We start from the raw sequence: 24,103 nt of genomic DNA on the forward strand, positions 1-24,103 counted from the left end.
CGCCGCGCGTCCCCCTCCCCCGAGGCTCAGGGGGACGCCGCCTTGTCCAGCTGGAACGCCTCGTTGCCCTGGCCGATCCGGGCGTGCCGCTCGGGTGACCGTGCGCGCAGCACCAGCCCCTGCACCAGGCCGGCCGCCGCGGCGAGGCCGATGACGCCCGGCAGTACCCAGCTCAGCGCGGAGCCGGGGCCCGCGCCGACGAGGACGTCGAAGTCCTTGACCGTGTAGCCGGCGATGACCAGCAGGGCGACGCCCGCGACGGCGGAGGTCGCGATCCGCGCGCCCTGGGCGCGGGCCGCGCCGCGCCGGACGAAGAACGCGACGACGGAGAACGAGGCGGCGGCCATCAGCACGATCACGCCGAGCGCCCCGATGTTGCCGCCCCAGGTGAACAGGTGCAGCACGGGCTGGGTCGGGTCGCCGTCCGGCTTGTCGTCGGCGACGGCGAAGCCGACGACCACGACGGCCGAGACCGCGGTCTGCAGCAGCGAGCCGGTGCCGGGGGCGCCGCTGGAGCCGCTGGTCCGCCCGAACGCGGCGGGCAGCAGCCCCTCGCGCCCCATGGCGAAGGCGTACCGGGCGACGACGTTGTGGAAGCTGAGCAGCGCGGCGAACATGCCGGTCACGAACAGGACGTGCAGGACGTCGGTGAAGGTCCCGCCGAGCCGCGACTCGGTGAGGAAGAACAGGAGCCCCGCGCTCTGCTCCTGAGCGGTACCGACGATCCTGTCCGGTCCGGTGGCGACCGTCAGCGCCCAGCTGCTGAGCGCGAAGAAGACGGCGACCCCACCGACCGCCAGGAACATGACACGCGGAACGAGCACGTGCGGGCGGCTGGTCTCCTCCGCGTACACGGGCGCCTGCTCGAAGCCCAGGAAGGCGGCGATGCAGAAGCACAGGGCGGTTCCCACCCCGGCGCCCGTGAGGGTGTCCGGGTCGAAGGCGTGCAGCGACAGCCCTTGCGCACCCGGGTCGGCGACGGCGGCGATGTCGAACACGACGACCAGCACCACCTCGATCAGCAGCAGCACGCCCAGCACGCGCGCGTTCACGTCGATCTTCAGCCAGCCCAGCGCGCCGACCGCGAACAGGGCCAGCAGGGCCGGGATCCACCAGGCGACCTCCAGGTCGGCGTAGGTGGCGAGGAGGCCGGAGACCTCGAAGCCGAGGATGCCGTAGATGCCGACCTGGAGGGCGTTGTAGGCGACCAGCGCGACCAGGGCGGCGCTCGCGCCCGCGGTGCCGCCGAGCCCGCGGGAGATGTACGCGTAGAAGGCCCCCGCGTTGTGCACGTGCCGGCTCATCTCGGCGTACCCGACGCTGAAGAGGACGAGCACCACGCCCAGCACCACGAAGAGCAGCGGCTGCCCGACGATGCCCATCACCGCGAAGGTCGTGGGCATGACCCCGGCGACCACCATCAGCGGGGCGGTGGAGGCCAGCACGGAGAGCAGCAGACCGCCGGTGCCCAGCCGGTCGGCGCGCAGCGCCCGCTCCTGCCCCTTGAAGGTGCTGATGGTGCCACCGCTCGCGGATCTGCTCGTGCTCGAACTGCCCGTGGTCATCGGGGAACCGACCTTCTCTCTCGACGGGTGCGGATGTCAGGCCGTGCCGAGCGCGCTCGCGCGGGCGGCACGGAAGGCGGAGTACGGATCGCGGTCCGGGTACGACCACGGTGCGGGCGTGGCGTGCTCGCCGATGCGGTGGAACAGTGCGGCGGCCTCGGCGCCGCGGCCCTCGCAGGTCTTGGCGTGGGCGAGGAAGTTCAAGTCGACCAGCCGGCGCGGGTGGCCGTCCTGCTCCCACTCCAGCCACCAGTCGAAGGCGGCCTTCATCACCAGCCGGGCGCGGCGGCCGATCCAGTGCCCGCAGGCGTTCGGATCGGCGGACTCGTGCCCGGCGGCGGCGAGCACGCGGTAGCGCTCGGCGTGCGCGACGACCGGGAGGACGGCGAGCGGCGAGTCGGCGGGGGCCTGCTCGGCGGCCCAGGTGGCGAAGTCGTACACCTCGTGCAGCGGGTCGGACCCCCGGTCACCGCCGCGCTCGGCGAGCCGGGCCACCATCAGGTGGTGGGCGTGGTGGTGGTCGGTGTACCGCCCGCGCACCTGCTCGAAGGCGCGCACGACCTCGTCGTCGGCGCCCAGCGAGCGCTCCAGCACGAGGAGACCGAGCCAGGGCGTGGGGTCGTCCGGCAGCAGCGCGGCGGCGTCCCGGCACGCCTCCCTCGCCCTGCCCGGCTTCTCCTTGCCGCGCAGGACGCGGTGCACCAGGGCGTGGGCGAGCAGCACCGAGGCGTCGGCGGAGTCGGGTTCGGCGAGCAGCCACTCGCGGGCCCAGGCGGCGCAGTAGGGCTCCTTGGCGAGCACCGTCACCCGATGCCCCCGTCGGTCCCAGTCGTCACCCGTGTGGACCAGCAGGGAGCGGGCGGACTGCCACCGTCCCTGGGCCAGGGCCGCGCGGACGGCGACGAGTTCGGCGTCGTCGAGGGCGTCGTCGAAGGCCTGGGCGGCCCGTCTGCGGCCGCGGCCGAGGGGAGGCGGAGGTGGGGACACCGCGGGATCTTCCTCACGCGACGCGCTGGTCGTCGTAGCCGGTTTGCCATGAACTGATCACGCACAGCAAACCGGCAGCCAACGCTCGGCGTCAAGGCCGGAATCCGCGTTACACGCGTCAACTCACTTGTAGAAAAGGCAACTTGATGAGTGTGCCACCCGCATGCGCCACCCACCCGGCACACCGCTGCTCCCCTGACTAGAGTCGGCCCCGACGCTCCCGTGACCCGACGATCGAGGGACGCAGCGTGTCGGTTCTGGTCCTCGTCCTCGCCGTGGGTGCCGCCTGCTGCCTGGGCTTCGGTTTCGTCCTCCAGCAGAACGCGGCCCAGCGCGCGCCGCTGGGTGACTTCCTCTCCCCGCGCCTCCTGCTGGACCTCGTGCGCGTGCCGCGCTGGCTCGCCGGCATGGGCCTGATGGTGGCCGGCATGGCGCTCGGCGCGATCGCCCTCGGCGGCGGGGAACTGACGCTGGTCGAGCCCCTCCTGGCCACCAACCTGCTCTTCGCCCTGGCCCTCTCCCGCGCCCAGACCGGCCGTCCGCTGGGCCGTCAGGGCTGGGGCGGGCTCGTGCTGCTGGCGGGCGGCGTCACGGCGTTCATCGTCGCGGGCGAACCGCGGGGCGGCAGCGCGGTCACCGACCCGGTGCGGCACTGGCTGCTGATCGGCGTGATGCTGGGCCTGGCCGTGCTCCTGACGGCGTGCGCGGGCCGCGCCCGCCTGACCTGGGGCCCGACCCTGCTGGCGCTGGCCGCGGGTCTGGTCTACGGGGTCCAGGACGCGCTGACCCGGATCAGCGGCCGGCGCTTCTCCGCCGGAGGACCGGCCGAGCTGCTGACCGGCTGGCAGCCGTACGCGGTCGTGGTGCTCGGCGTCACCGGCCTGATCCTGGTCCAGAGCGCCTTCGAGACGGCACCGCTGCGCAGGTCGCTGCCGGCCCTGACCGCGGCCCAGCCGCTCGCGGGCATCGCCTGCGGTGTCGGCTTCCTCGGCGACCGGCTGCGCACCGGTCCCGCGGCGCTGGCGTGGGAGGCGGGCGGGCTCGTGGCGGTGGTGGCGGGCATCGTCCTGCTGGGCCTGCATCCGGCGATGCCGCAGGGCACGGGCGAGAGCGGCCACGACCGCGCCCTGGAGCGACGCTGACGGGTGTGCCGCTGCTTGGATGGACGCCATGAACGCTGCTGACGAGATCCTGGACGTCGTCGACGAGGACGACCGCGTCGTGGGGCGGGCCCGCAGGGGCGACGTGTACGCGCGAGGGCTGCGCCACCGCTGTGTGTTCGTGCGGGCCAGGGACGCCGAGGGGCGTGTCTTCGTGCACCGCCGCACGGCGACGAAGCTGGTCTTCCCGTCCCTGTACGACATGTTCGTCGGCGGGGTGGTGGGCGCGGGCGAGTCCTACGACGACGCGGCACTGCGGGAGGCGGAGGAGGAACTGGGGGTGAGCGGGCTGCCGCGCCCGTCGTTCCTCTTCAAGTTCCTGTACGACGACGGTGCCGGGCGGACCTGGTGGTCGGCGGTGTACGAGGTGCGCTGCGAGGGGGCGGTCGCTCCGCAGGTGGAGGAGGTGGCGTGGCACGGGTTCCTCACGGAGGCGGAGCTGGAGGGGCGGCTCGGGGAGTGGGAGTGGGTGCCGGACGGGTTGGCGGCGTATGCGCGGCTGCGGGCTCGGCGGTGACCGCCGGCCGGGTGAGCGGGGGTTTCGGACCGGCGGTCGCGTGGGGCCCGGCGTGGGTGCGGGCGCGGGGGTGGGTGCGCAGCCCGGCGCCGACGGGGTGCCGCTGCGCCCACCCGTGCCGCCCCAGCGGCACGACTGCCCGCAGCTCAGGTCGCATGGCGGGATAGCCGCGTACGGCGGGGAGGGGACGTGTCGGGGGGTGTCCGCCCGCAGCGGTTGGCGCGTCAACGCCCCCGGCTTCTGTGGCCGACCGATTTCGCGCCGTTCCGAGGACGGACACCCCCCGGCGCGGCCCCGCCCCACCCACAACCGAACGCGCTACGCGCACCCCCACCGAAGCCGCAGCGGCGCCGCAGGCACCCCACCCACACACCCGCACAGACCGCCGCAGGCACCCCACCCGATAAGGTCCCCGCGTGATCGAATTCGTGCGGAACGTTCGGCTCTGGTTCGTGCCCGAGGAGGTCCGCCAGGAGGGGGGAACCCCTGACTACCGGTTCTCGCTCGCCAACGAGCGGACGTTCCTGGCCTGGCTGCGCACCGCCCTCGCCCTCATCGGCGGCGGCTTCGCGGTGGACCAGTTCCTGCCCGAACTGCGCTGGGGCTGGCGCGTGGGACTGGCCCTCGCCCTGCTCGCCGCCGGCGTCCTGTGCGCGCTGCGCGCCGTGAACCACTGGGTCCGCTGCGAACGCGCCATGCGCCGGGGCGAAGACCTCCCCGTCTCCCGCTTCCCGGCCCTCCTCAGCCTGGTCGTCGCCGTCGTCGCCGTCGCGATGGTCGTCGTGGTCCTCGTAGGCTGGGAGGGCTGACCGTGAGCCCCGACCGCGACCCCGGCCTCCAGCCCGAACGCACCCGCCTCGCCTGGCGCCGCACCACCCTCTCCGGCACGGTCGTCGCCGTACTCGCCGCGAAGACCGCGCTGCACGGCGGCGCGACCCCCGTCTCCGTGGTGGCCGCCGCCCTGTGCTGCGTCCTGTGGCTGACCTTCCTCCGCATCGCCCACGTCCGCATCCGCACCCTCGCCGCGACGCCCACGCCGCACACCATGACCCCGCCCTACGCCACGGCGGCGGCCCTGTGCACGGCGGCACTGGCAGTCTGCGGCGCCCTGCTCGTCCTCTGACCCGCCCAGGGGCAGCCCCGCACGGCAGCCCCTTACTCGGCCGAGTCCACCTTCACCACGACCTTCCCCCGCGTCCGCCCCTCCTGGTTCAGCCGGTGCGCGTCCGCCGCCCGCTCCAGCGGGAACGTCTCCGACACGTGCACGCTCACCACCCCCTGCTCCGCCAGCTCGGTCAGCCGCAGCAGGTCCTCCGAGTCGGGGCGCACGAAGAAGTACCGCCCCCCGTAGTCGACGGCTTCCGCGTCGGCGATCGACACCAACCGGCCCCCGGGGGCCACCAGGTTCGCCGAGACCTTCAGCGTCTCCCCGCCGACGGTGTCGAACACCGCGTCCACCCCCTCGGGCGCCAGCCCCCGCACCCGCTCGGCCAGCCCCTCCCCGTACGTCACCGGTTCCCCGCCGAGGCCCCGCACGAAGGCGTGGTTGCGCTCGCTCGCCGTGCCGATCACCCGCGCCCCCAGGTGCCGCCCCAGCTGGACGGCGATGGACCCGACCCCGCCCGCCGCCGCGTGCACCAGGACGGTCTCACCCCGCTTCACCCGCAGCGCCTTCGTCAGCACCTGGTACGCCGTCAGCCCCGTGAGCGGCAGCCCGGCCGCCTCCTCGAAGGAGAGATTGCGCGGCTTGCGCGCGAGCGTGCGCACGGGCGCCGCCACGTACTCGGCGAAGGTCCCCCGGGAGAGGAAGTCCTCACGGACGTACCCGATGACCTCGTCACCCACCGTGAACTCCGTGACCGACGCCCCGGGCCGGACCACCACCCCCGACACGTCCCACCCCGGGACCACCGGGAAGACGGGCTGGAGGATCGCGTCGAGGTGACCGTCGCGGCACTTCCAGTCGACCGGGTTCACGGCGGCGGCCCGCACCCTCACCAGCACCGAGTCGGGCCCGACCCGGGGGTCCGGCACCTCCCCGTACTCCAGCACCTCGGGGCCGCCGTACCGTGCGTAGCTGATCGCCTTCATGGCTCCGACCCTCCGGGGTACCCGGTTCTCACGCAACCGGAATGTCCGTATACACCCCGTTAAGGTGAGCGCCATGACCACACTGCACCAGGAGCACACCGCCCACCAGCACACCCACGGCCCCGACTGCGGGCACCCGGAGGTGCCCCACGGCGACCACGTCGACTACGCGCACGACGGCCACCTGCACCGCGCGCACAGCGGCCACTGGGACGAGTGCGAACCCGCCGCGCACACCGCGCACGCGAGCCACGAGCATCAGCACGGCGAGGGGTGCGGGCACACGCGCGTGCGTCACGGCGACCACGACGACTATCTCCACGACGGCCACCGCCACGCGGCCCACGAGGGGCACTGGGACGACCACTGAGCCCACCGGCCCGCCCGGCGGGCCGGTGGGAGCGCCGCGTGGCCCCGATCACGTTGCGCTCCACCCCTGGACGGCATACCGACTGGTCGGCATCATGACTCGGGTACTGTTCACCAGCCCGAGGAGCGCCGATGAGCCCCGACCACCCGCCCGGACTCGATCTCGACCGGTTGCGCGGCCTGCTCGACCGCGAGCGGCCCGGCCTGGTGGCCGGCCCGTTGTCCGGCCGGCTGATCGAGGGCGGACGGTCGAACCTCACCTACGCGGTCTCGGACGGTACCGGGAGCTGGGTCGTGCGACGACCCCCGCTGGGCCACGTCCTGGCCACCGCCCACGACATGAAGCGCGAGCACCGGGTGATCAGCGCCCTGCACCCGACCGACGTCCCGGTGCCGCGCCCGGTGCTGCTCTGCGAGGACGAGGAGGTCCTCGGGGCGCCCTTCTACGTCATGGAGTTCGTGGAGGGCACCCCCTACCGCACCGCCGAGCAGCTCGCCCCGCTCGGTCCCGAGCGCACCCGGGCCGCCGTGCTGAATCTGGTCGACACGCTGGTCGGCCTGCACGCGGTGGACCCCGCCGAGGTCGGCCTCGGTGACTTCGGACGCCCCGAGGGCTTCCTGGACCGCCAGCTCCGCCGCTGGGCCAAGCAGCTGGACGCCTCCCGCAACCGCGACCTGGCCGGCATCGACGAGCTGCACGCCACCCTCGGCCGGGAGCTGCCCCGCTCGCCCTCCCCGACCGTCGTGCACGGCGACTACCGCCTCGACAACGTCCTGATCGGCGGGGAGGACGACGAGATCCGGGCGATCCTCGACTGGGAGATGTCGACGCTCGGCGACCCGCTCACCGACCTCGGCCTGCTGGTGATGTACAGCAGCCCGCTCGGCATGCCCGACTCCCCCGTCTCCACCACGGCCCAGGCCCCCGGGCACCCCGCCCCCGCCGAGCTGATCGAGCGGTACGCCGCGCGCTCGGGGCGCGACGTGTCCGCCGTCGCCTGGTACACGGCCTTCGCCTGGTTCAAGCTCGCCGTGATCCTGGAGGGCATCCACTACCGCTACACGCTGGGCCAGACGGTCGGCCGCGGCTTCGACCGCATCGGCGACCTCGTCCCCGTCTTCATCGAGCACGGCCTGACCACCCTTCAGAAGGGCTGACCCGCCATGGACTTCGCGTTCGACGCACGCACCGAGGAACTCCGCGCCAAGCTGCTGGCCTTCATGGACGAGTACGTCTACCCGGCCGAGCAGGTCGCCCACGAGCAGCGCGGCCGTCTGGCCTCGCCCTGGGACACCCCGCGGGTCGTCGAGGAGCTGAAGGCCGAGGCCCGCCGCCAGGGCCTGTGGAACCTCTTCCTCCCCGACGCCGAGCACGGCGCGGGCCTCACCAACCTCCAGTACGCGCCGCTCGCCGAGATCACCGGCCGCAGCCCGCAGCTGGCGCCGACGGCGACGAACTGCGCGGCGCCCGACACCGGGAACATGGAGGTGCTGGCCCAGTTCGCCGACGAAGGGCAGAAGAAGCAGTGGCTGGAGCCGCTGCTCGCCGGTGAGATCCGCTCGGCGTTCGCGATGACCGAGCCGGACGTGGCCTCCTCCGACGCCACGAACATCACCACGCACATCGAGCGGGACGGCGACGAGTACGTCATCACCGGCCGCAAGTGGTACATCTCCGGGGCGATGAACCCGGACTGCAAGATCTTCATCGTGATGGGCAAGACGGACCCGGACGGCGAGGACATCCGCCGCCAGCAGTCCATGGTGCTGGTCCCGCGCGACACCCCCGGCGTCACCGTCGACCGGGCGATGCGGGTCTTCGGGTACGAGGACCACTACCACGGCGGCCACGCCGAGGTGACCTTCGACCACGCGCGCGTGCCGGTGTCGAACCTGATCGGCGAGGAGGGCGGCGGCTTCGCCATCGCCCAGGCCCGCCTCGGTCCGGGCCGCATCCACCACTGCATGCGGCTGATCGGCATGGCCGAGCGCGCGATCGAGCTGATGTGCCGCCGCGCGGTGTCCCGCGAGGCGTTCGGCAAGCCGCTGGCCCGGCAGGGCGTGATCCACAACTGGATCGCGGACGCCCGGGTCACCGTCGAGCAGCTGCGGCTCCTGGTGCTGAAGACCGCCTGGCTGATGGACACCGTCGGCAACAAGGGCGCGCACACCGAGATCCAGGCCATCAAGATCGCCACGCCCCGTGCGGTGGTCGACATCATCGACCGGGCGATCCAGCTGCACGGCGCGGGCGGTGTGAGCCAGGACTTCCCGCTGGCCGAGCTGTACGCCGGTGCCCGGACGCTGATGATCGCCGACGGTCCGGACGAGGTGCACCAGCGTTCGCTGGCACGCCGGGAGATCAAGAAGTACCTGTAGCGGCCGGCGGCTAGTAGCCGCCGCCGTAGTGGTGGTCCGTGTGCGCGAGCGCGCGGGCGAAGGCGACGAGGCGGAGCCAGAGAGGCGGTCTGCGGGTCATGCCACCAGGCTGGCTCGCGGCCCCGTCAGCGGTCCAACAGATCGTATCGCTGCGGTCCATCTCTAGAATCGATGGATGGAGATCCGCCAGCTCCGCCACTTCATGGCGGTCGTCACCGAGGGCAGCTTCACCGCCGCCGCCCGTCGTGAGCTGATCGTGCAGTCGGCGCTCAGCACGTCCGTCCGCAACCTGGAGCGGGAGCTGGGCGCCGACCTGTTCGACCGTACGGGCCGCCGGGTGGTCCTCACGGAGGCGGGCCGCGCCCTGCTGCCGCGGGCCCGCGCGCTGCTGGCCGGCGCCGAGGAGGCGCGGCACGCGGTCGCGGATGTGGCAGGGCTGGCCACCGGCCGGGTGGCGATCGGCACGATCCAGACGCTGACCTGCGTGGACCTCCCCGCCGAACTGGCCACCTTCCACCGCCGCTTCCCCGGTGTCCAGGTGTCGGTGCGGGACGCGCCGGTCGGTGAGCTGACCGAGGCGCTGCGCGCGGGCGAGCTGGACCTGGCGTACCTGGTGCCGGACGCGGGGGACCTGCCGGAGGGGCTGACGCCGTACGCGACCTGGCAGGAGGAACTGGTGCTGATCACGGCGCCGGACCACCCGCTGGCCACCGCCGGGCGGACCCTCATCAGGGACCTGGCCGACGAGCCGTTCGTCGACTTCCGTGCCGGTACGGGTCTGGAGACGGCCGTGCGGCGGCTGGCGGCGCACTGCGGTCTGGAGCGCCGGATCACCTGCGACGTGACGCAGATCGGGCTGCTGGTGGATCTGGTGCGGGCCGGGATCGGCGTGGCGTTCGTGCCGCGCCGGATCGGCGAGCGCGCGGGGCTGCCGTGTGTGGAGATCCGGCAGCCGGAACCGGGCCGGACCGTCGTCCTGGCCGGGCGGGGGCCGCGGCCGCGCAATCCCGCGGCGGCGGCCCTCGCCGGTCACCTCACGGGACGCGTCACGGACGCAGCGCCCGCAGCAGCAGGTCCGCCAGGTGGTCGGCGACCTCCTGCGGGCTGAGCGGGCCGTCGGGGCGGTACCAGGTCGACAGGTGGTGCACCGAGCCGAAGTGGTAGTCGACCACGAGGTCGGCCGGGGTCTCCTTGGTGAAGACACCGGCCCGCTGGCCCTCCTCGATGAGCGCGCGGAAGCGCTCGTGGTAGCGCCGGCGCTCGGCGCGCACCTGCTTGTTCTTCTCCGGGCTCAGCTGGTGCATGGACCGGAAGAAGATCGACGCGTCGTCGAGGTTGTCGATGGTCGTGACGACGACGTCGGCCGCCGCGTCCCGCACCCGCTTCTCGACCGGCTCGTCGGAGTCCGCGTAGGCGTCCAGGCGTTCCTGCTGGAGGCGCAGCACGCGCGCGTACACCTCGTGCAGCAGGTCGTCCTTGGAGCCGAAGTAGTGGTACAGGGCGCCCTTGGTGACGCCGGCCGCCTCGACGATCTCCTGTACCGAGGTGCGGTCGTAGCCCTGCTCCGCGAAGAGCCGGGTGGCGGCGGCCAGGAGCCGCTGCGGCACCGGAGTGCCGTCCCCGTCCGTGGTCCTGGGCACTGCCGTCACCTGCCTTTCCTTCTCAGCGGCCGTCCAGCGGCCGTGCCTGTTCGTCCCGTTGCGTACGGGAACGCAGTTCCCGACGGAGGATCTTCCCACTCGCCGTCTTCGGCAGGTCGGGCAGGATCTCCACCTGGCGCGGGTATTTGTAGGCGGCCAGTCTCTCCTCGCAGTACGCGGCGAGGGCGTCCGGGTCCGTGTCGGCGCCCGGACGGAGGCTGATGTACGCCTTGACGGTCTCCCCGCGGTACCCGTCGGGCACTCCGACGACCGCGGCCTCGCGCACCGCCGGGTGGGTGTAGAGCACGTCCTCGACCTCGCGGGGCCAGACCTTGAACCCGGAGGCGTTGATCATGTCCTTCTTGCGGTCGACGACGTAGAGCCAGCCCTTCTCGTCCATGAAGCCGATGTCGCCGGTGCGCAGTTCGCCGCCGGGGAAGGTCTCGGCGGTGGCGTCGGGGCGGCGCCAGTAGCCGGGGACGACCTGGGGGCCGCTGACGACGATCTCGCCCTGCTCCCCGAAGGGCACCTCCGCGCCCTGCTCGTCGACGATCCGCACCACCGTGTCCGGGCCGGGGACGCCCACGGCGAGGGTCCCGGAGACCGGATCGACCGGCGCCTCCAGGTGCGGCGGGACCGAGGCGCACGGCGCGGTGCACTCGGTGAGCCCGTAGCCGTTGCGGATGTACGGACCGAAGCCGGCGCGGAACTTCTCCACCAGGGCGGGCGGCAGGGGGGCGCCGCCGGAGGAGATGTTGGCGAAGGAGGCGAAGTGGTCGCGGGTGACGGCCGGGTGGGCGGCCAGCGCCATGAAGGCGGTGGACGGGCCGACCGTGTAGTGCGGCCGGTGTTCGGCGAACGCGTCCAGCACGACGCCCGCCTCGAAGCGGTAGGCCAGCACGAGTGTGCCCATACTGTTCAGGCAGGCCCCGAACTCGCAGACCATGCCGGTGATGTGGAACAGGGGCGCCAGCGCGAAGTAGACGGGCGCCTCGGGCAGGCCGAGCCCGGTGCGCTGCCGCTCGGCGTTGTACATGATGTTGCGGTGGGTGTTGGTGGCTCCCTTGGGGGTGCCGCTGGTCCCCGAGGTGTAGCTGATGAGCGCGGTGTCGCCGGGCTCCGGGTCGCGTCCGGCCGGGGCCGGGTGTCCCGAGCGGGCCGCCCGCGTGAGGTCGTCGGCGTCGGGGGCGTCCGGCAGCCGCTCGAAGGTCAGGACGCGGGTGTCCCGGCGGCTCTGGAAGTCCAGCTCGCACCCGGTGAGCACGATCCGCACCGGCGAGTCCGCCGCCGTCTCGCGCAGATACGCCTCCCAGGCCCGGTCGGAGCAGACGAGCGCGGCCACCTCGCCGTCCCGCAGGACGTGGCCCACCTCCCCCGCCTTGTACATCGGGTTGACGGGCACCACCACCGCGCCCGCCTTCCAGGCCCCCAGCACCGCGAGGACGAAGTGCGGGGAGTTCTGCAGCAGGACCGCGACCCGCTCCCCGCGCTCCAGGCCCCGCGCGGCGAGGTGCCCGGCGACGGAGTCGGTCAGCTCGTCGACCTCGCGGTAGGTGAGGCGGCCGTCGAAGTAGGCCAGGAAGGTCCGGTCGGGAGCCTCGGCGGCGGCCCGGCGCAGGGCGTGCACCAGGGAGGCGTCCGGGTCGAGCGGCGCCTTCTGGGCGTCGGTCAGCAGGTCCAGCCAGGGCTTGGCGGCGTAACGGGAGCCGGTCATCGGGCCGTCCCCTCCTCCCACTGCCGCTGGAGCCGGTTCATGCCGCGCAGCCAGCGGTCGGGCTCGACGGCGCGTGCCTGGTAGTACTCGGCGACCTCGGGGTGCGGGAGGATGAGGAAGCGGTCCTCCTCGATGCCCTCGAACAGGGCGTCGGCGACGTCCCGCGGTTCGATGGCGGTGGGCTTGAGCACCAGTTCGCCCGCGCTGCCGCTGGCGGTGAGCATGTCGGTGCGCACGCCCTGCGGGCAGATGGCGTGCACCTTGACGCCGCGGTGGCGGTACGTCAGGGACAGCCACTCGGCGAAGGCGTAGGCGCCGTGCTTGGTGACGCTGTAGGGGGCGGCGCCGATCATGGTGAGCAGTCCGGCGGCGGAGACGGTGGAGACGAAGCGGCCGCTGCCGCGCTCCAGCCAGTCGGGGAGCAGTTCGTGGGCCGCGCGGACGTGGGCCATGACGTTGACGTCCCAGGCGAGGGCCCAGACGGCCTCGTCGGCGGCCTCGGTGCCGCCGCAGCCGACGCCCGCGTTGGCGCAGTAGACGTCGACCGTGCCGCCCAGCGCCTCGCGCGCCTCGGTGACGATCGCGGAGGCGTCGCCCGGGACCGCGATGCCGCCGATCTCTTCGGCGACGGCCTTCGCCCGGTCGGCGTCCAGGTCGTTGACGACGACCCGGGCCCCCTCGGCGGCGAAGCGGCGGGCCAGGGCGGCACCGATGCCGCCTCCCGCCCCGGTGACCACGACTGAGGCATCCTGCACGGCTTCCACCATCGGTCTCCTTCGACACGGCTGCGGCGCCACCCGCGTGGGCCTGCTGCAGCGTCAGACTAACCAGTCGGTATGTACGACGGAAGAGGCGAACCGCGGTCTACTCCGTTCCGTAGGGCCCGGGACGCGGGTTAGCGTGCGTGCGCATGACACCCGCCGCGATCACGGAGGTCACCGCATGACGCTGTCCAGACGGAACCTGCTCGCCACCACGGCCGCGGCCGCGGCCGCGACGGCGGCCTCCACGGCCGCCGCGGCCGGCACGGCGCACGCGGCGCCCGGGGGCCACGGCGGCCGCCGGCTGCGCACCGGCTTCGAGCGTCTCGCCGACGAGGGTTACGCCCCGCTCGCCGGGCAGCGGGTCGGCGTGGTCACCAACCCGACCGGCATCACCCGGGACGTACGCCACATCGTCGACGTCATGCACGCCGACGACCGCGTGGACCTGATCGCCGTCTTCGGCCCCGAGCACGGGTTCCGGGGCACCGCGCAGGCGGGCGGTTCGGAAGGGCGCTACGACGACCCGGCGACCGGGCTGCCGGTCTACGACACGTACCTCAAGAGCGGGCAGCCGCTCGCGGACGTCTTCACGGCGTCCGGCGTGGACACCGTCGTCTTCGACATCCAGGACGTGGGCGCGCGCTTCTACACGTACATCTGGACCCTGTTCGACTGCATGGAGGCGGCCCGGCTCGCGGGCAAGCGGTTCGTGGTGCTGGACCGGCCGAACCCGGTGACCGGACGGGCGGCCCTCGGACCGGTCCTGCACGAGGAGTTCGCGACCTTCGTCGGCCGCAAGCCCATCGCGCAGGCGCACGGCATGACGGTGGCCGAGCTGGCCCGGCTCTTCAACGGAGAGTTCCTCCAGTCGCCCGTGCCGCTGGAGACCGTGACGATGTCCGGCTGGAAGCGCTCGGAGTTCTACGACGCCTCCGGGCTGCCCTGGGTGCCGCCGAGCCCGAACATGCCGACGCCGGAGTGCGCGCTGGTGTACTCGGGGACGTGTCTGTTCGAGGGCACCAACCTGTCGGAGGGGCGCGGTACGACCCGCCCGTTCGAACTGCTCGGGGCGGAGGGCGTCGACGGGGGCTGGGCCGCCGCCGCGAACGAGGCCGGGCTGCCCGGGGTGCGGTTCCGGGAGGCGTACTTCGCGCCCACCTTCTCCAAGTTCCAGGGGAAGACCGTCGGCGGCGTGCAGCTCCACGTGCACGACCGGGCCGCCTTCGACCCGGTGCGCACGGGGATCGCCCTTCTGGTGACCGCGAAGCGGAGCTGGGAGGGCTTCGCCTGGCGCCCGGACCACTGGATCGACAAGCTCACCGGCTCCACGCTGGTGCGCACCATGATCGACGCGGGCGCGGACACCGACGAGGTGGTGGGCGGCTGGGAGGAGGAACTGGCGGCGTTCCGCCGCACGCGCCGCCAGTACCTCCTCTACAGGTGACCGTGGGACCGGCCGGTCACCGGTGGGACGTGAACTCCACGACCTGCTGGTAGGTCGGCCGGTTCTGCCAGCCGATGCCGCCGTGCTTGATGCCGCCGAGGGTGCGGTGGATCACCGAGTCGGCGCACCACTGGTCGCCCGCCGAGCAGTTCTCGTCCCCGGGGTAGACCTGGGCGGGCGTCCGGCCCGCCGCCTCCTTCAGGGTGGTGAGCAGGGTGTCCCGGCAGGCGGCGAGGTCGCCGCCACCGCAGTACGCGCGCGCCAGGGGTCCCTTGACGGGTTCACCGAGCACGGACCGGATGTCCTTGTCGACATAGCTCCACCAGCCGTACTGGAAGGCGCTGCCGGCGTGGGCGCCGGTCGGGCCGTGGGCGGCGGACGGTGACTCGTCGACCGGCAGGTTGCGGGTGAAGGCGGTGTACAGGTCGGTGCCGAGGCCCGGCTCGAACGCGGCCTTCACCAGCAGCGGCCACCAGGCGTCCAGGGTGCGGACGGCGTCGGCGTGGGTGTACTTCTTCGAACCGGCCGACGTCTCGGTGCGCAGGCCGCCCGCCGCGATCCACGCCTCGAGCCGGTCCACGGCCGTCTTCGCGGCGGGGTCGGTCACCGGCGCCGACTCGATCACCTTCAGCAGGTCGGGCACCACGTCCTCGGCCCGCAGGTCGGCGAGGCCCGCCTCGGCCATCGCCTTCACCAGCGCGGCGCGCGTGACTCCGCCCTCGGCGACCAGCCTCTTCACACGGTCGTCGAGCAGGTTGCCGCGGTGCACGGAGCCGTTGCCCCAGGGGGCGGTGGTGTAGTCCCGGGCCTGCTTGTTGTTCCAGGAGACGTAGTAGTCCTGATCCACTGACTGCGGGTGGGCGGCGGGCGGGGTGTAGCGGGCCGTGTTGGCGGCCGGGTCCCAGTCCCGCCACTCGTACGCCGCCTCGGCCCGGACCGGGAAGTCGGCGTCGACGCCGTCCGCCCGCACCGGGTTGTCGCCGCTGTTGTAGTACGCGGTGTGCTCGGAGTCGGCGTAGAACCAGTTGAAGGTGTAGTTGATGTTCTGCACCGCGCTCCGGAAGCGCTCGGGGCCGTTCAGATACTCCGGGTCGTTGAGCATCTGGAAGCCGATGATCGAGTCGGCCTCGTGCAGGTACGACGAGCGCAGGGAGGTGTAGGCGACCTTCTTGCCGTCGACCGTGGCGCGGTACTGGACCGGGCCGTACTTCGTGCGCCAGACCCGCATCGTGTACGAGCCGGCCGCGGTGCCGTCGGCGACGGTGGGCTTCCAGGCGTTCTTGCGCTCGATCTTCTCCATCGGCGTGCACCGGCCGCGGTAGAGGTAGTGGTGGTCGTCCTGGCACAGTTCGACCGCGTAGGTGTCGATGATGTCCTGGCCGGAGGTGGTCGCGCTCCAGGCGTAGTCCTGGCCGCGGCCGAGTTCGACGTACATGCTCAGGCCCGCGAAGGAGGCACCGCGGGCGCTGATGCCGGGGCCCTGGATCTCCTGGAGCATGAGGAGCTGGGGCGCGAAGTAGCCGGTCTGCGGGCCGAAGACGGCGACCGGGTGGCCGCTCGCGGTGTGCTCGCCGCTGACGACCAGGGCGTTGGACATGCCGCGCCGGGCCGAGGAGAGGGCCGCGTCGGCGGCGGTGGCGGAGGCACCGGTCGCGTGCGAGGCGGCGGCGCTGCCCGTGCGGTCGTGCACCAGGGGCTCCGCCTCGACCGAGCTGGGGTCGGGCAGGGCGCGGCCCCGCGGGTCGTCGGGCTTCGTCAGGTACGGGAAGCTGCCGCCCTGCTGGGTGAGGACCGCCTCGGGGTCGTTGCGCTGGCGGAAGGACTCCCAGACCTTCGTGCCCTCCGCGACGCCGTACTTCTCCTGGGCGGCGAGCAGGGAGAGCGCGTTGGCGACCTCGCCGCCGCCCCCGGAGCCGAAGAGGGAGCCGATGACGGAGGCCAGCGCGATCAGGTCGGTGCGCTCGAAGTGCGCGATGGTGCCGGCGTTGGTGATCGCGTCCTTGTGGCCGGTGAGGACGTACTCGCCCGGGAAGTAGCGGCCCTTGTCGGAGGCGTCGATGTAGGCGTTGACGCCGTCGAGGTAGGCGTCCACGTCGGCCAGGGCCAGCTTCCCGCGCTCGCCCGCCTCGGCGGCGGCGCTCTCGATCTGGGCCTCCAGCTCGGCCTCCGTGTAGGGGGCGCTGCGCCAGAACTGCTGTTCCAGGCCCTGGTTGGCGGGGGCGCCGCCCGCGAACGGGGTCAACTGGCCGCGTCCGACGTGCCGGAAGAGGTCCATCAGCCACAGCCGGTCCTGGGCCGCCGCGTAGCCGGCGCCGAACTCGGTGCCGTAGCGGGTGGTGCCGGTGATGTGCGGTACGCCGGTCCTCTTGTCGCGGACGATGGTCACGTCGTCGCGTCCGGCGGGGCGGAGGGTGGAGGCGACCTGGCCCTCGGGGACGCCGAAGGAGGCGTCGTTGAAGAAGGTGTTGATCTTCTCGTCGGTGAGGCCGGTGTAGCCGGTGGCGAGGTTCGCGTAGGGGCCGAGCTGGTCCTCGGCGTGCGCGGGCTGGGTGCCGAAGGCCTGGTTGAGGAGGATCTGGGCGAGGGTGGCGTTGCCGTTCTGGCCGGGCGGCAGGATGTCCGAACACCGGGCGCCGCAGTGGTCGTCCGCCGCCGCCGGGGCGGCGGGTGCGGCCGGGGCGTCCGTGTCGGCGGCCGTCGCCGGGGCAAGCGGTGACAGAAGGCCGGCGACGAGGACGCATAGGGAGGCGCCCTTCAGGAACCCGTGGAAGCCGCGGGGAGTTCTCATTCTGTCGAGGGCGTTGCGTGGGGTGCGCCGTGGCATGGCAGCTCCTCCCGACGGGGGTGGGCCGGACGTTACCGCCGGTATCCCCGAGTTGGAAGATGAACATGCGTCACTTTTTGGAGCGGGTGGATCGGCTGATGGGGGGCATCGGAAATCGGATGGAGCCGAATCGCCTGTCGATACGTCTATTCGGCGACGTCCGCTGGACGACGCCGAAGTGACCGAAGTGCAGGTGCAGGTGTGACGGAGGTGCAGGGCGATGGCCGGTTTCCGGAGTCTCGCGAGACAGGTCCGCGATCCACGATGCGATCTGGCACTGCGGCGCTACTCGCTGCGCAAGTGCCTTGAACGGTTCGCCCCTTACGGGCACCGGGCGACCTGGGACCATCTGTGCTCCCGGGCCGGGTTCGACCCCGAGGACCGCTCTCCGGACCCGGCGCGGCTCGTGGCCGCACTGGAGGAGCTGGAGGAGGCGCGGTCGGTGTGGCTGGCCTACGAGGTCGAGTTCGCCGAGCGGCGCAGGAAGGAGAAGCACGACGGGCTGCGCAGGCCGGGCAGCGTGGACGACTGGCACCGGCTGACCTGGGGCGGCTTCGGGGTCGCCTGGTGCGACGACCCCCGGGTCCATCCGGACGGGCCGCTGGCGGAGGTGCTGCGCCGGCTGATCTCCGCGCTGGAGCGCGAACCGGGGTCGGTGTGCCCGGTCTGCGACGGGGAGCGCCTCGTGTGGTTGTACGACCTCGACCACGAGCCCTCCGCGGGCCCCGTCTGCACGGACTGCGGAATCCTGGTCCCGCGGCCCGTCCTGACCCCTGACGCGCTGGCGTACGCCCGGCGGGGACGGTTGCTGATGTCGGCGTAGCCGGCCCGGGGGTGTGCAGGGGATGCCGCGCCCCCGCGGCGCGGCCGAGGGTGTTGTCAGTGGGCACCGGCACCATGGGGGGATGGTGCAGGTCTGCTTGAACGGGGCCCGCGGGAGCGCCGACGGTGCCGTCGTACCGCTGTCGCCGCAGGCCGTCGCGGACTCGGCGGCCGGGGCGGTGGCCGCCGGGGCCACGGATGTCCATGTCCACCCCAAGACACCGTGCGGCCGGGACACGCTGTCCCCGCGCGTGCTCGCGGTGACGCTCGGCGCGATCCGTGCGCGGGTGCCCGCGTCGGTGCCGGTGGGCGTCACGACCGGGGCCTGGGCCGAGCCGGACCCGGCCGCCCGGGTCGCGCGGATCCGCAGCTGGACGGTGCTGCCCGACCACGCCTCGGTCAACTGGCACGAGCCGGGCGCCGAGGAGGTCGCCGCGGCGCTGATCGAGCGCGGGGTGGGCGTGGAGGCCGGTGTCTGGTCCGGCACGGACGGGACGGCCCGGTTCCTGCGCTCGCCCCTCGCGCCGAAGGTGCTGCGGGTGCTGGCGGAGGTCACCGACCCCGACCCGGCGACCGCGGCGGACACGGCGCGCGCGCTGCTGGCCGGCCTCGGTACGGCCCGCGGCCGTCCCGTCCTGCTGCACGGCGAGGAGTCCGGCACCTGGCCGGTCCTGCGCCTGGCCGGCCGGCTGGGCCTCGCCACCCGCATCGGCCTGGAGGACACCCTGTTCCTGCCCGACGGCCACCGGGCCGCGTCCAACGCCGAGTTGGTCGCCGCCGGGGCGCGCGCGTGGGCGGCGGCGGCACGGGGAACGGCCGGCCCTCGCGGAGGGTGAGCCGGTGCGCACCGACGAGGGGCACGGCTCCGCCCGCCCGCGCGAGCCGTGACGACGGCTCCGGTCCGGCACCCGGCCACACCGGAGGCCGTCACCGTGTCGTCAGTCGCAGCACTCCGTCTTCCGCTCCCGGGCGCGACCGCCGCGTCGGCCGGCGGCCGCGGAGTCGCGGCGTTCCACCAGCAGGCGGGAGCCGGTGAGCCGGTCGCCGAAGACGTCGTCGGGGTTGGACAGGACGCAGGTCTCCAGGGACAGGCAGCCGCAGCCGATGCAGTCGGTGAGGTGGTCGCGCAGCCGGTTCAACTGCTTGATGCGCTCGTCCAGTTCGGAACGCCAGGACTCCGACAGGCGCGCCCAGTCCTCCGCCGTGGGCGTGCGCTCCTCCGGCAACTCGGCGAGCGCCTCGCGGATGGTGGAGAGCGGGATGCCCACGCGCTGCGCCGCGCGCACGAAGGCGACCCGGCGCAGCGCGTCCCGGCTGAAGCGGCGCTGATTGCCCGATGTGCGGCGACTGCTGATCAGGCCCTTGGACTCGTAGAAGTGCAGGGCGGAGACGGCGGCGCCGCTGCGCGCGGCGAGCTGGCCGACCGTGAGCTCGTGGATCTTCTCGGGAATCTGAGGCACTCCTCAGACCCTACCGACCCGGTCACCCGCCCGGCCCCCTCCGGTCCGTTGACAGGGGCCCCGCGGGCGACCATGCTAAGCAGTCGCTTAGAGTCCAGCGCACAGGTCGAGCGAGCAGAGAGGCCGGGACATGGCAGAGCCGAGGATCTTCACATCCGCCGACGAGGTGAAGGCCGCGGTCGGCGAGCGGTTGGGGTACACCGACTGGCTGGACGTCGACCAGAAGCGGATCGACCTGTTCGCCGAGGCGACCGGCGACCACCAGTGGATCCACGTCGACCCGGAGAAGGCCGCCGCCGGACCCTTCGGCACCACCATCGCGCACGGCTACCTGACCCTGTCGCTGCTGCCGCTCTTCGGACCGCAGCTGATCAAGGTCGAGGGCGTGAAGATGGGCGTCAACTACGGCACCAACAAGGTCCGCTTCCCCGCCCCCGTCCCCGTCGGCTCGCGTCTGCGCGCCACGGCGACGATCACCGGGGTCGAGGACGTCACGGGCGGCATCCAGGTGACCGTCGCCTTCACCGTGGAGCGCGAGGGCGGCGACAAGCCGGTGTGCGTCGCCGAATCGGTCTCCCGCTACTACCTCTGAGCGGCGCCGGACGTCCCGGCACCCACCATCCGCAGCACGAGGTCGGCGTAGAGCGCGCCGACCTCGTCGGGCGTGCGGGGACCCTTGACGTTGAACCAGCGGGCGACGTCGATGCAGAGCGACAGCACGGCCAGCGTCGTGCCCTTGACGTCCGGCACGTCGAACTCGCCCGTCGCCACGCCGTCCTCGATGATGCCGCGCACGGCGGCGTCGCACTGGCGGCGCAGTGCCAGGATCTCCTCGCGGGCCTCGGGCCCGAGCGCGTCCAGTTCGTACTGCACCACCCGCGCGGTCGTGCGCCGCCCGGCGTGCCAGCGGACGAAGGAGCTGACGGCGTCGGCGAGCCGCTCGGTGGCACTGCCCTCACCCTGGGCCGCGGCACGCAGGATGGACACGGCCCGCTCGTGGCCGATGCGGCTGATGCGGTGGAGCAGCTCTTCCTTGGTCTTGTAGTGGATGTAGAGCGCGGCCGGGCTCATGCCGGCCCGGCCGGCGATGTCGCGGGTGGTGGTCGCGTGGTACCCGCGCTCGGCGAAGGCCTCCACGGCGGCGACCAGGAGCCGCCGGGCCGCGTCCGGGGTGACCTCGCCCCACGGCTCGATGTCGCCGCCCGTTGTCTCGGCCGCCGTACTCATCGCTTGTTCGCCCCTCTCGGTGACAGGAGCACCACCATACCGCCGAAGGTGAGCGGGCGCTTAGTGCGGCTGCCGGCCCACGCGTCAGCCCAGCTTCTCGAAGGGGTCGTGCTCGGCGAGGAGCTTCTCCAGGCGGGCCTGGTCGACCCTGCTGACGATCTGGCCGGCCTCCTGACGGTCACGGATGATCTTGGCCAGGGTGAAGGCCGAGGTGACCAGGTACAGGACGGCCACGGCGAGGAAGGCACGCACCCAGGCGTCGGCCTGGAGGTTGTAGATGCCGACGGCGGTGGCGATCATCGCGACCGCGAACGAGGCCACGGCCTGTCCGTAGAAGGCGGCCGTGCTCTGCTGCTTGACCGGTGTGTCACTCATGGGGACAAGGGTCGGCGGATGTGGCCGGGGCCACATCCGCCGACGTACTCAGGTGGGGTACTCAGAAGGCCGAGACTCCGGTGAGCGCCCGCCCGATGACCAGCTTCTGGATCTGGCTGGTGCCCTCGTAGAGGGTCATGACGCGGGCGTCGCGGAGCAGTTTGCCGGCCGGGTACTCGTCGATGTAGCCGTAGCCGCCGAAGACCTGGAGGGCGTTGTTGGCGGCGCGCACGGCGGCCTCGGAGGCGAACAGCTTGGCCTTGGAGGACTCCACCGTGAAGGGCTGCCCGCGGTCGATCAGGTCGGCGACCCGCCAGGTCAGCAACCTCGCCGCGTCCACGTCGAGGGCGATGTCGCTGATCAGCTCCTGCACCAGCTGGTGGTGGGCGATGGTCTTCCCGAACTGCTCGCGCTCCCCCGCGTACCGCACGGCCGCGTCCAGCGCGGCCTGGGCTATGCCGACGCAGCCCGCCGCGACCGACATCCGGCCCTTGGCGAGGGCCGACATGGCGACCGAGAAGCCCTTGCCCTCGGGGGCGAGCATCGCGGAGGCGGGGACCCGGACGTCCTCCAGGACCAGCTCGGCGGTGGCCTGGCCGCGCAGCCCGAGCTTGCCGTGGACGGTGCGGCGGGTCAGGCCGGGCGTGTCGGTGGGCACCAGGAAGGCGGAGACGCCCTTGTGGCCCGGGGCGTCCGTGGAGCGGGCGAAGAGCAGCACCACGTCGGCCCAGGTGCCGTTGGTGATGAACATCTTGGTGCCGTTGAGGACGTAGTCGTCGCCGTCGCGCACCGCGCGGGTGGCGAGGTTCCCGGCGTCCGACCCCGTGCCGGGCTCGGTCAGGCCGAAGCAGCCGACGTACTCGCCGGAGGTGAGGCCGGGCAGCCAGCGCCGCTTCTGCGCCTCGTCGCCCCAGGCGGCGATGGTCTTGGCGACCAGGCCGAGGGAGACGGAGACGATGCCGCGCACGGAGCTGTCGCCCCGGCCCAGCTCCTCGGTGACCAGGCAGTACGCGAGGTGGTCGCCGCCGGAGCCGCCGTACTCCTCGTCGATGGTCAGCCCGAGGAAGCCGACCTCGCCGAGCTTCTTCACGATGCCCCGGTCGACCTCCTCCGCCCGGTCCCACGCGACGACATGGGGGGCGATCTCGCGCTCCACGAAGTCCCGGGCGAGCTGCCGCACGGCGGTCTGCTCCTCGCTGAGCTCCAGGTTCATGCCGAGTCACCCCACAGGAAAGGAGTCTCGAAAGCCGAGACGTGAAGGATCTTGAAAGCCGTACATTTAAATTAGCACTGCTAGTTTCTGTGCGCAGCCCTACTATGTGCGCCATGGCCCGACCGCGCAAGCCCCTGCTCAGCACCGACCGGATCGTCGAGACGGCCCGCGCGCTGGTGGACGCGGAGGGCCTGGCTGCCGTCTCCACCCGCCGGCTCGCCGCGGAGCTGGGTGTCAGCGGCCCCTCGCTCTACAACCACTTCCGCACCAAGGACGAGATCCTGGAGGCCGTCGCCGACTCGGTGAGCGCCCAGGTCGACCTGTCGATGTTCCGGGACGGCCGGGACTGGCGGACCGCGCTGCACGACTGGGCGGTCTCCTACCGGGCGGCCCTGCGCGACCACCCGAACATCGTGCCGGTGCTGGCCCACGGCCCCGGCCGCCGGCCGGCCGCGCTCCACCTCGCCGACGCCGTCTACGGCGCGATGGTCGAGGCGGGCTGGCCACCGGCCCAGGCGACGTCCATCGGCGCGCTGATGCGCTACTTCGTCATGGGCTCCGCGCTCGGCTCCTTCGCCCGCGGCTTCCCCGACGACGCCAGCGCCTACGACCCCGCCGACTACCCGCACCTGGGCAGGGCCCACCTCCTGGCCGAGCAACAGGAGAAGATCGACGAGCGGGCCTTCGAGACCGGGCTGACGGCACTGCTGGACGGGCTGGCGCAGCAGTACGCGCAGGTGGCGCGGGGCGCCTGAGCACACTTCGGCGCCGGCCGAACCGTGCGTACCGCATCCTGGGACGCATGACCGACAAGGACCCCGGAGCGCCCGGACTCGCGCGGCTCGCCGGGCTGATCGCCGACGAGACCCGGGCCGCCTGTCTGCTGGCGCTCCTCGACGGGCGGGCGTGGACCGCCGGTGAGCTGGCCCGGCACGCCGGGGTGGCCGCCTCCACGCTGAGCGAGCACCTGGGCAAGCTCGTCGCGGGCGGGCTGCTCGCCGAGGAGCGGCAGGGCCGGCACCGGTACGTGCGGCTGGCCGACGACCGGGTGGCGCAGCTGGTGGAGGACCTGGCCGCCCAGGTGGCGCCCGAGGCGCGGCGTCCGCGCACCCTGCGGGCGTCGAGCGCCGGGTCGGCGATGGCCCGGGGGCGCACCTGTTACGACCACCTCGCCGGGCGGCTCGGGATCGCGGTCACCGACGCGCTGACCGGGCGCGGGCTGCTGCGCCAGGACACCGGCTTCGCGCTCACGGACGCCGGACTCGGCTGGTTCGGCACCGCCGGGATACCCCTGAAGACCGCCGGTCGCCGGCCGCTGGCCCGCGCCTGCCTCGACTGGACCGAACGCCGCCCCCATCTGGCGGGCGTCGCGGGCGCCGCCCTGTGCCGGCACGCCCTGGAGGCGGGCTGGTGCGTGCGCATCGGGTCCGAGCGGGCGGTGAAGGTGACGGCGGCCGGCGAGGAGGCGCTGTCCGACCTGCTGGGGATCGATCCGGTGGCCCTGCGCTGAGCGGTGTGCCGCTTGCCCGTCCGGCGCCCCGGGCCGGCGCTT

25 protein-coding genes are annotated in these 24,103 nt (G+C 73.0%); 14 read left to right on the top strand and 11 right to left on the bottom strand.

The annotated features are described in order from the left end of the window. Positions 1 to 26: 26 nt before the first annotated feature. Both ACFZP7_RS07925 and ACFZP7_RS07930 read right to left on the bottom strand, forming a co-directional pair. A complete protein-coding gene (locus ACFZP7_RS07925; protein ID WP_031016696.1) occupies positions 27 to 1,565 on the bottom strand; it encodes an APC family permease in 1,539 nt (512 codons plus the stop codon). A gap of 36 nt (positions 1,566 to 1,601) precedes the next feature. Next, complete coding sequence (locus ACFZP7_RS07930) at positions 1,602 to 2,552, bottom strand: hypothetical protein (protein WP_193515812.1); 951 nt, start codon at positions 2,550 to 2,552, stop codon at positions 1,602 to 1,604. Between the two features lie 248 nt (positions 2,553 to 2,800). On the opposite strand from ACFZP7_RS07930, the gene ACFZP7_RS07935 reads away from it, so the two are divergent. From ACFZP7_RS07935 to ACFZP7_RS07950, 4 genes are all read left to right on the top strand, one after another. After that, positions 2,801 to 3,694, top strand: a complete 894-nt coding sequence (locus ACFZP7_RS07935; RefSeq protein WP_385634131.1) for a DMT family transporter — start codon at positions 2,801 to 2,803, stop codon at positions 3,692 to 3,694. A gap of 28 nt (positions 3,695 to 3,722) precedes the next feature. Beyond that, entirely contained in the window at positions 3,723 to 4,229 is a 507-nt protein-coding gene (locus ACFZP7_RS07940; protein WP_167546134.1) for an NUDIX domain-containing protein, read from the top strand. Positions 4,230 to 4,645: 416 nt separating this feature from the next. Next, positions 4,646 to 5,038: a YidH family protein gene (locus tag ACFZP7_RS07945; RefSeq protein ID WP_031016710.1), complete on the top strand. Its 393-nt coding sequence runs from the start codon at positions 4,646 to 4,648 to the stop codon at positions 5,036 to 5,038. Between the two features lie 2 nt (positions 5,039 to 5,040). After that, positions 5,041 to 5,352, top strand: coding sequence for a DUF202 domain-containing protein (locus tag ACFZP7_RS07950; protein ID WP_030978278.1), 312 nt, complete (start codon positions 5,041 to 5,043; stop codon positions 5,350 to 5,352). 32 nt (positions 5,353 to 5,384) lie between these two features. Here ACFZP7_RS07950 and ACFZP7_RS07955 read toward each other — a convergent pair whose 3' ends face one another. Beyond that, a complete protein-coding gene (locus ACFZP7_RS07955; protein ID WP_385634132.1) occupies positions 5,385 to 6,320 on the bottom strand; it encodes an NADP-dependent oxidoreductase in 936 nt (311 codons plus the stop codon). A 73-nt stretch (positions 6,321 to 6,393) separates the two neighbouring features. Between ACFZP7_RS07955 and ACFZP7_RS07960 the strand changes: the two genes are divergently transcribed. From ACFZP7_RS07960 to ACFZP7_RS07975, 4 genes are all read left to right on the top strand, one after another. Continuing rightward, entirely contained in the window at positions 6,394 to 6,690 is a 297-nt protein-coding gene (locus tag ACFZP7_RS07960; protein WP_385634133.1) for a hypothetical protein, read from the top strand. 131 nt (positions 6,691 to 6,821) lie between these two features. Beyond that, a complete protein-coding gene (locus ACFZP7_RS07965; RefSeq protein ID WP_019325272.1) occupies positions 6,822 to 7,847 on the top strand; it encodes a phosphotransferase family protein in 1,026 nt (341 codons plus the stop codon). Between the two features lie 6 nt (positions 7,848 to 7,853). Next, positions 7,854 to 9,068: an acyl-CoA dehydrogenase gene (locus ACFZP7_RS07970; RefSeq protein ID WP_385634134.1), complete on the top strand. Its 1,215-nt coding sequence runs from the start codon at positions 7,854 to 7,856 to the stop codon at positions 9,066 to 9,068. 175 nt (positions 9,069 to 9,243) lie between these two features. Further along, complete coding sequence (locus tag ACFZP7_RS07975; RefSeq protein WP_019325275.1) at positions 9,244 to 10,176, top strand: LysR family transcriptional regulator; 933 nt, start codon at positions 9,244 to 9,246, stop codon at positions 10,174 to 10,176. Here the strand turns inward: ACFZP7_RS07975 and ACFZP7_RS07980 are convergent. From ACFZP7_RS07980 to ACFZP7_RS07990, 3 genes are read right to left on the bottom strand one after another with little or no spacing between them, the layout of a single operon-like run. Next, positions 10,115 to 10,708: a TetR/AcrR family transcriptional regulator gene (locus ACFZP7_RS07980; RefSeq protein WP_019325276.1), complete on the bottom strand. Its 594-nt coding sequence runs from the start codon at positions 10,706 to 10,708 to the stop codon at positions 10,115 to 10,117. The two genes, ACFZP7_RS07975 and ACFZP7_RS07980, sit on opposite strands and share 62 nt — an antisense overlap. Positions 10,709 to 10,730: 22 nt before the next feature. Next, entirely contained in the window at positions 10,731 to 12,422 is a 1,692-nt protein-coding gene (locus ACFZP7_RS07985; protein WP_385634135.1) for a class I adenylate-forming enzyme family protein, read from the bottom strand. Beyond that, positions 12,419 to 13,189 carry an SDR family oxidoreductase gene (locus ACFZP7_RS07990; protein ID WP_210902667.1) on the bottom strand — a complete coding sequence of 257 codons (771 nt, stop codon included), beginning with the start codon at positions 13,187 to 13,189 and terminating at the stop codon, positions 12,419 to 12,421. The genes ACFZP7_RS07985 and ACFZP7_RS07990 overlap by 4 nt, the downstream gene beginning before the upstream one ends. A gap of 175 nt (positions 13,190 to 13,364) precedes the next feature. Here ACFZP7_RS07990 and ACFZP7_RS07995 point away from each other — a divergent pair, with 175 nt between their 5' ends. Continuing rightward, positions 13,365 to 14,630 (top strand): exo-beta-N-acetylmuramidase NamZ domain-containing protein, encoded by a 1,266-nt coding sequence (locus ACFZP7_RS07995; RefSeq protein ID WP_385634136.1) that lies wholly within the window; start codon positions 13,365 to 13,367, stop codon positions 14,628 to 14,630. A 16-nt stretch (positions 14,631 to 14,646) separates the two neighbouring features. Here the strand turns inward: ACFZP7_RS07995 and ACFZP7_RS08000 are convergent, their stop codons facing one another. Continuing rightward, the gene (locus ACFZP7_RS08000) at positions 14,647 to 17,454 is read right to left on the bottom strand and encodes a penicillin acylase family protein (RefSeq protein WP_385634137.1); all 2,808 of its coding nucleotides are present in this window, start codon (positions 17,452 to 17,454) and stop codon (positions 14,647 to 14,649) included. Positions 17,455 to 17,674: 220 nt separating this feature from the next. Here ACFZP7_RS08000 and ACFZP7_RS08005 point away from each other — a divergent pair, with 220 nt between their 5' ends. Together ACFZP7_RS08005 and ACFZP7_RS08010 are read left to right on the top strand one after the other, a co-directional pair. Continuing rightward, positions 17,675 to 18,277, top strand: coding sequence for a hypothetical protein (locus ACFZP7_RS08005; RefSeq protein ID WP_046250400.1), 603 nt, complete (start codon positions 17,675 to 17,677; stop codon positions 18,275 to 18,277). Positions 18,278 to 18,359: 82 nt separating this feature from the next. Continuing rightward, the gene (locus tag ACFZP7_RS08010) at positions 18,360 to 19,112 is read left to right on the top strand and encodes a 3-keto-5-aminohexanoate cleavage protein (protein WP_030978268.1); all 753 of its coding nucleotides are present in this window, start codon (positions 18,360 to 18,362) and stop codon (positions 19,110 to 19,112) included. Between the two features lie 102 nt (positions 19,113 to 19,214). Here the strand turns inward: ACFZP7_RS08010 and soxR are convergent, their stop codons facing one another. Beyond that, positions 19,215 to 19,736, bottom strand: a complete 522-nt coding sequence (gene soxR / locus ACFZP7_RS08015) for a redox-sensitive transcriptional activator SoxR (protein ID WP_019325283.1) — start codon at positions 19,734 to 19,736, stop codon at positions 19,215 to 19,217. Between the two features lie 130 nt (positions 19,737 to 19,866). Here soxR and ACFZP7_RS08020 point away from each other — a divergent pair, with 130 nt between their 5' ends. After that, positions 19,867 to 20,328, top strand: coding sequence for a MaoC family dehydratase (locus ACFZP7_RS08020; protein WP_046250402.1), 462 nt, complete (start codon positions 19,867 to 19,869; stop codon positions 20,326 to 20,328). Here ACFZP7_RS08020 and ACFZP7_RS08025 read toward each other — a convergent pair. The 3 genes from ACFZP7_RS08025 to ACFZP7_RS08035 all read right to left on the bottom strand — a co-directional run bounded on the left by ACFZP7_RS08025 (position 20,319) and on the right by ACFZP7_RS08035 (position 22,551). Further along, positions 20,319 to 20,963, bottom strand: coding sequence for a TetR/AcrR family transcriptional regulator (locus tag ACFZP7_RS08025; RefSeq protein WP_019325285.1), 645 nt, complete (start codon positions 20,961 to 20,963; stop codon positions 20,319 to 20,321). The two genes, ACFZP7_RS08020 and ACFZP7_RS08025, sit on opposite strands and share 10 nt — an antisense overlap. A gap of 84 nt (positions 20,964 to 21,047) precedes the next feature. Beyond that, positions 21,048 to 21,338: a YiaA/YiaB family inner membrane protein gene (locus ACFZP7_RS08030; protein WP_019325286.1), complete on the bottom strand. Its 291-nt coding sequence runs from the start codon at positions 21,336 to 21,338 to the stop codon at positions 21,048 to 21,050. Positions 21,339 to 21,399: 61 nt separating this feature from the next. Next, positions 21,400 to 22,551, bottom strand: a complete 1,152-nt coding sequence (locus ACFZP7_RS08035) for an acyl-CoA dehydrogenase family protein (protein ID WP_019325287.1) — start codon at positions 22,549 to 22,551, stop codon at positions 21,400 to 21,402. Between the two features lie 113 nt (positions 22,552 to 22,664). On the opposite strand from ACFZP7_RS08035, the gene ACFZP7_RS08040 reads away from it, so the two are divergent. Together ACFZP7_RS08040 and ACFZP7_RS08045 are read left to right on the top strand one after the other, a co-directional pair. Further along, on the top strand, positions 22,665 to 23,306 hold the full coding sequence (locus ACFZP7_RS08040) for a TetR/AcrR family transcriptional regulator (RefSeq protein WP_031016723.1): 642 nt from the start codon (positions 22,665 to 22,667) through the stop codon (positions 23,304 to 23,306). A 47-nt stretch (positions 23,307 to 23,353) separates the two neighbouring features. Then, positions 23,354 to 24,061, top strand: a complete 708-nt coding sequence (locus ACFZP7_RS08045) for an ArsR/SmtB family transcription factor (RefSeq protein ID WP_385634138.1) — start codon at positions 23,354 to 23,356, stop codon at positions 24,059 to 24,061. Positions 24,062 to 24,103 lie beyond the last annotated feature (42 nt).

Origin of the sequence: Streptomyces sp. SudanB5_2050 (assembly GCF_964272335.1) — a bacterium.
GTDB lineage: Bacteria > Actinomycetota > Actinomycetes > Streptomycetales > Streptomycetaceae > Streptomyces > Streptomyces rochei.

What these genes read in the sequence shown, in the direction of transcription:
- ACFZP7_RS07995 (WP_385634136.1), top strand. Translation starts at nt 13,365, where the DNA reads ATGACGCTGTCCAGACGGAACCTGCTCGCCACCACGGCCGCGGCCGCG.
- ACFZP7_RS07955 (WP_385634132.1), bottom strand. Translation starts at nt 6,320, where the DNA reads ATGAAGGCGATCAGCTACGCACGGTACGGCGGCCCCGAGGTGCTGGAG.
- ACFZP7_RS08030 (WP_019325286.1), bottom strand. Translation starts at nt 21,338, where the DNA reads ATGAGTGACACACCGGTCAAGCAGCAGAGCACGGCCGCCTTCTACGGA.
- ACFZP7_RS07990 (WP_210902667.1), bottom strand. Translation starts at nt 13,189, where the DNA reads ATGGTGGAAGCCGTGCAGGATGCCTCAGTCGTGGTCACCGGGGCGGGA.
- ACFZP7_RS07970 (WP_385634134.1), top strand. Translation starts at nt 7,854, where the DNA reads ATGGACTTCGCGTTCGACGCACGCACCGAGGAACTCCGCGCCAAGCTG.
- ACFZP7_RS07965 (WP_019325272.1), top strand. Translation starts at nt 6,822, where the DNA reads ATGAGCCCCGACCACCCGCCCGGACTCGATCTCGACCGGTTGCGCGGC.
- ACFZP7_RS07985 (WP_385634135.1), bottom strand. Translation starts at nt 12,422, where the DNA reads ATGACCGGCTCCCGTTACGCCGCCAAGCCCTGGCTGGACCTGCTGACC.
- ACFZP7_RS07960 (WP_385634133.1), top strand. Translation starts at nt 6,394, where the DNA reads ATGACCACACTGCACCAGGAGCACACCGCCCACCAGCACACCCACGGC.
- ACFZP7_RS08000 (WP_385634137.1), bottom strand. Translation starts at nt 17,454, where the DNA reads ATGCCACGGCGCACCCCACGCAACGCCCTCGACAGAATGAGAACTCCC.
- ACFZP7_RS07940 (WP_167546134.1), top strand. Translation starts at nt 3,723, where the DNA reads ATGAACGCTGCTGACGAGATCCTGGACGTCGTCGACGAGGACGACCGC.
- ACFZP7_RS08010 (WP_030978268.1), top strand. Translation starts at nt 18,360, where the DNA reads ATGGTGCAGGTCTGCTTGAACGGGGCCCGCGGGAGCGCCGACGGTGCC.
- ACFZP7_RS08040 (WP_031016723.1), top strand. Translation starts at nt 22,665, where the DNA reads ATGGCCCGACCGCGCAAGCCCCTGCTCAGCACCGACCGGATCGTCGAG.
- ACFZP7_RS07925 (WP_031016696.1), bottom strand. Translation starts at nt 1,565, where the DNA reads ATGACCACGGGCAGTTCGAGCACGAGCAGATCCGCGAGCGGTGGCACC.
- ACFZP7_RS08005 (WP_046250400.1), top strand. Translation starts at nt 17,675, where the DNA reads ATGGCCGGTTTCCGGAGTCTCGCGAGACAGGTCCGCGATCCACGATGC.
- ACFZP7_RS08025 (WP_019325285.1), bottom strand. Translation starts at nt 20,963, where the DNA reads ATGAGTACGGCGGCCGAGACAACGGGCGGCGACATCGAGCCGTGGGGC.
- ACFZP7_RS07975 (WP_019325275.1), top strand. Translation starts at nt 9,244, where the DNA reads ATGGAGATCCGCCAGCTCCGCCACTTCATGGCGGTCGTCACCGAGGGC.
- ACFZP7_RS08045 (WP_385634138.1), top strand. Translation starts at nt 23,354, where the DNA reads ATGACCGACAAGGACCCCGGAGCGCCCGGACTCGCGCGGCTCGCCGGG.
- ACFZP7_RS08020 (WP_046250402.1), top strand. Translation starts at nt 19,867, where the DNA reads ATGGCAGAGCCGAGGATCTTCACATCCGCCGACGAGGTGAAGGCCGCG.
- ACFZP7_RS08035 (WP_019325287.1), bottom strand. Translation starts at nt 22,551, where the DNA reads ATGAACCTGGAGCTCAGCGAGGAGCAGACCGCCGTGCGGCAGCTCGCC.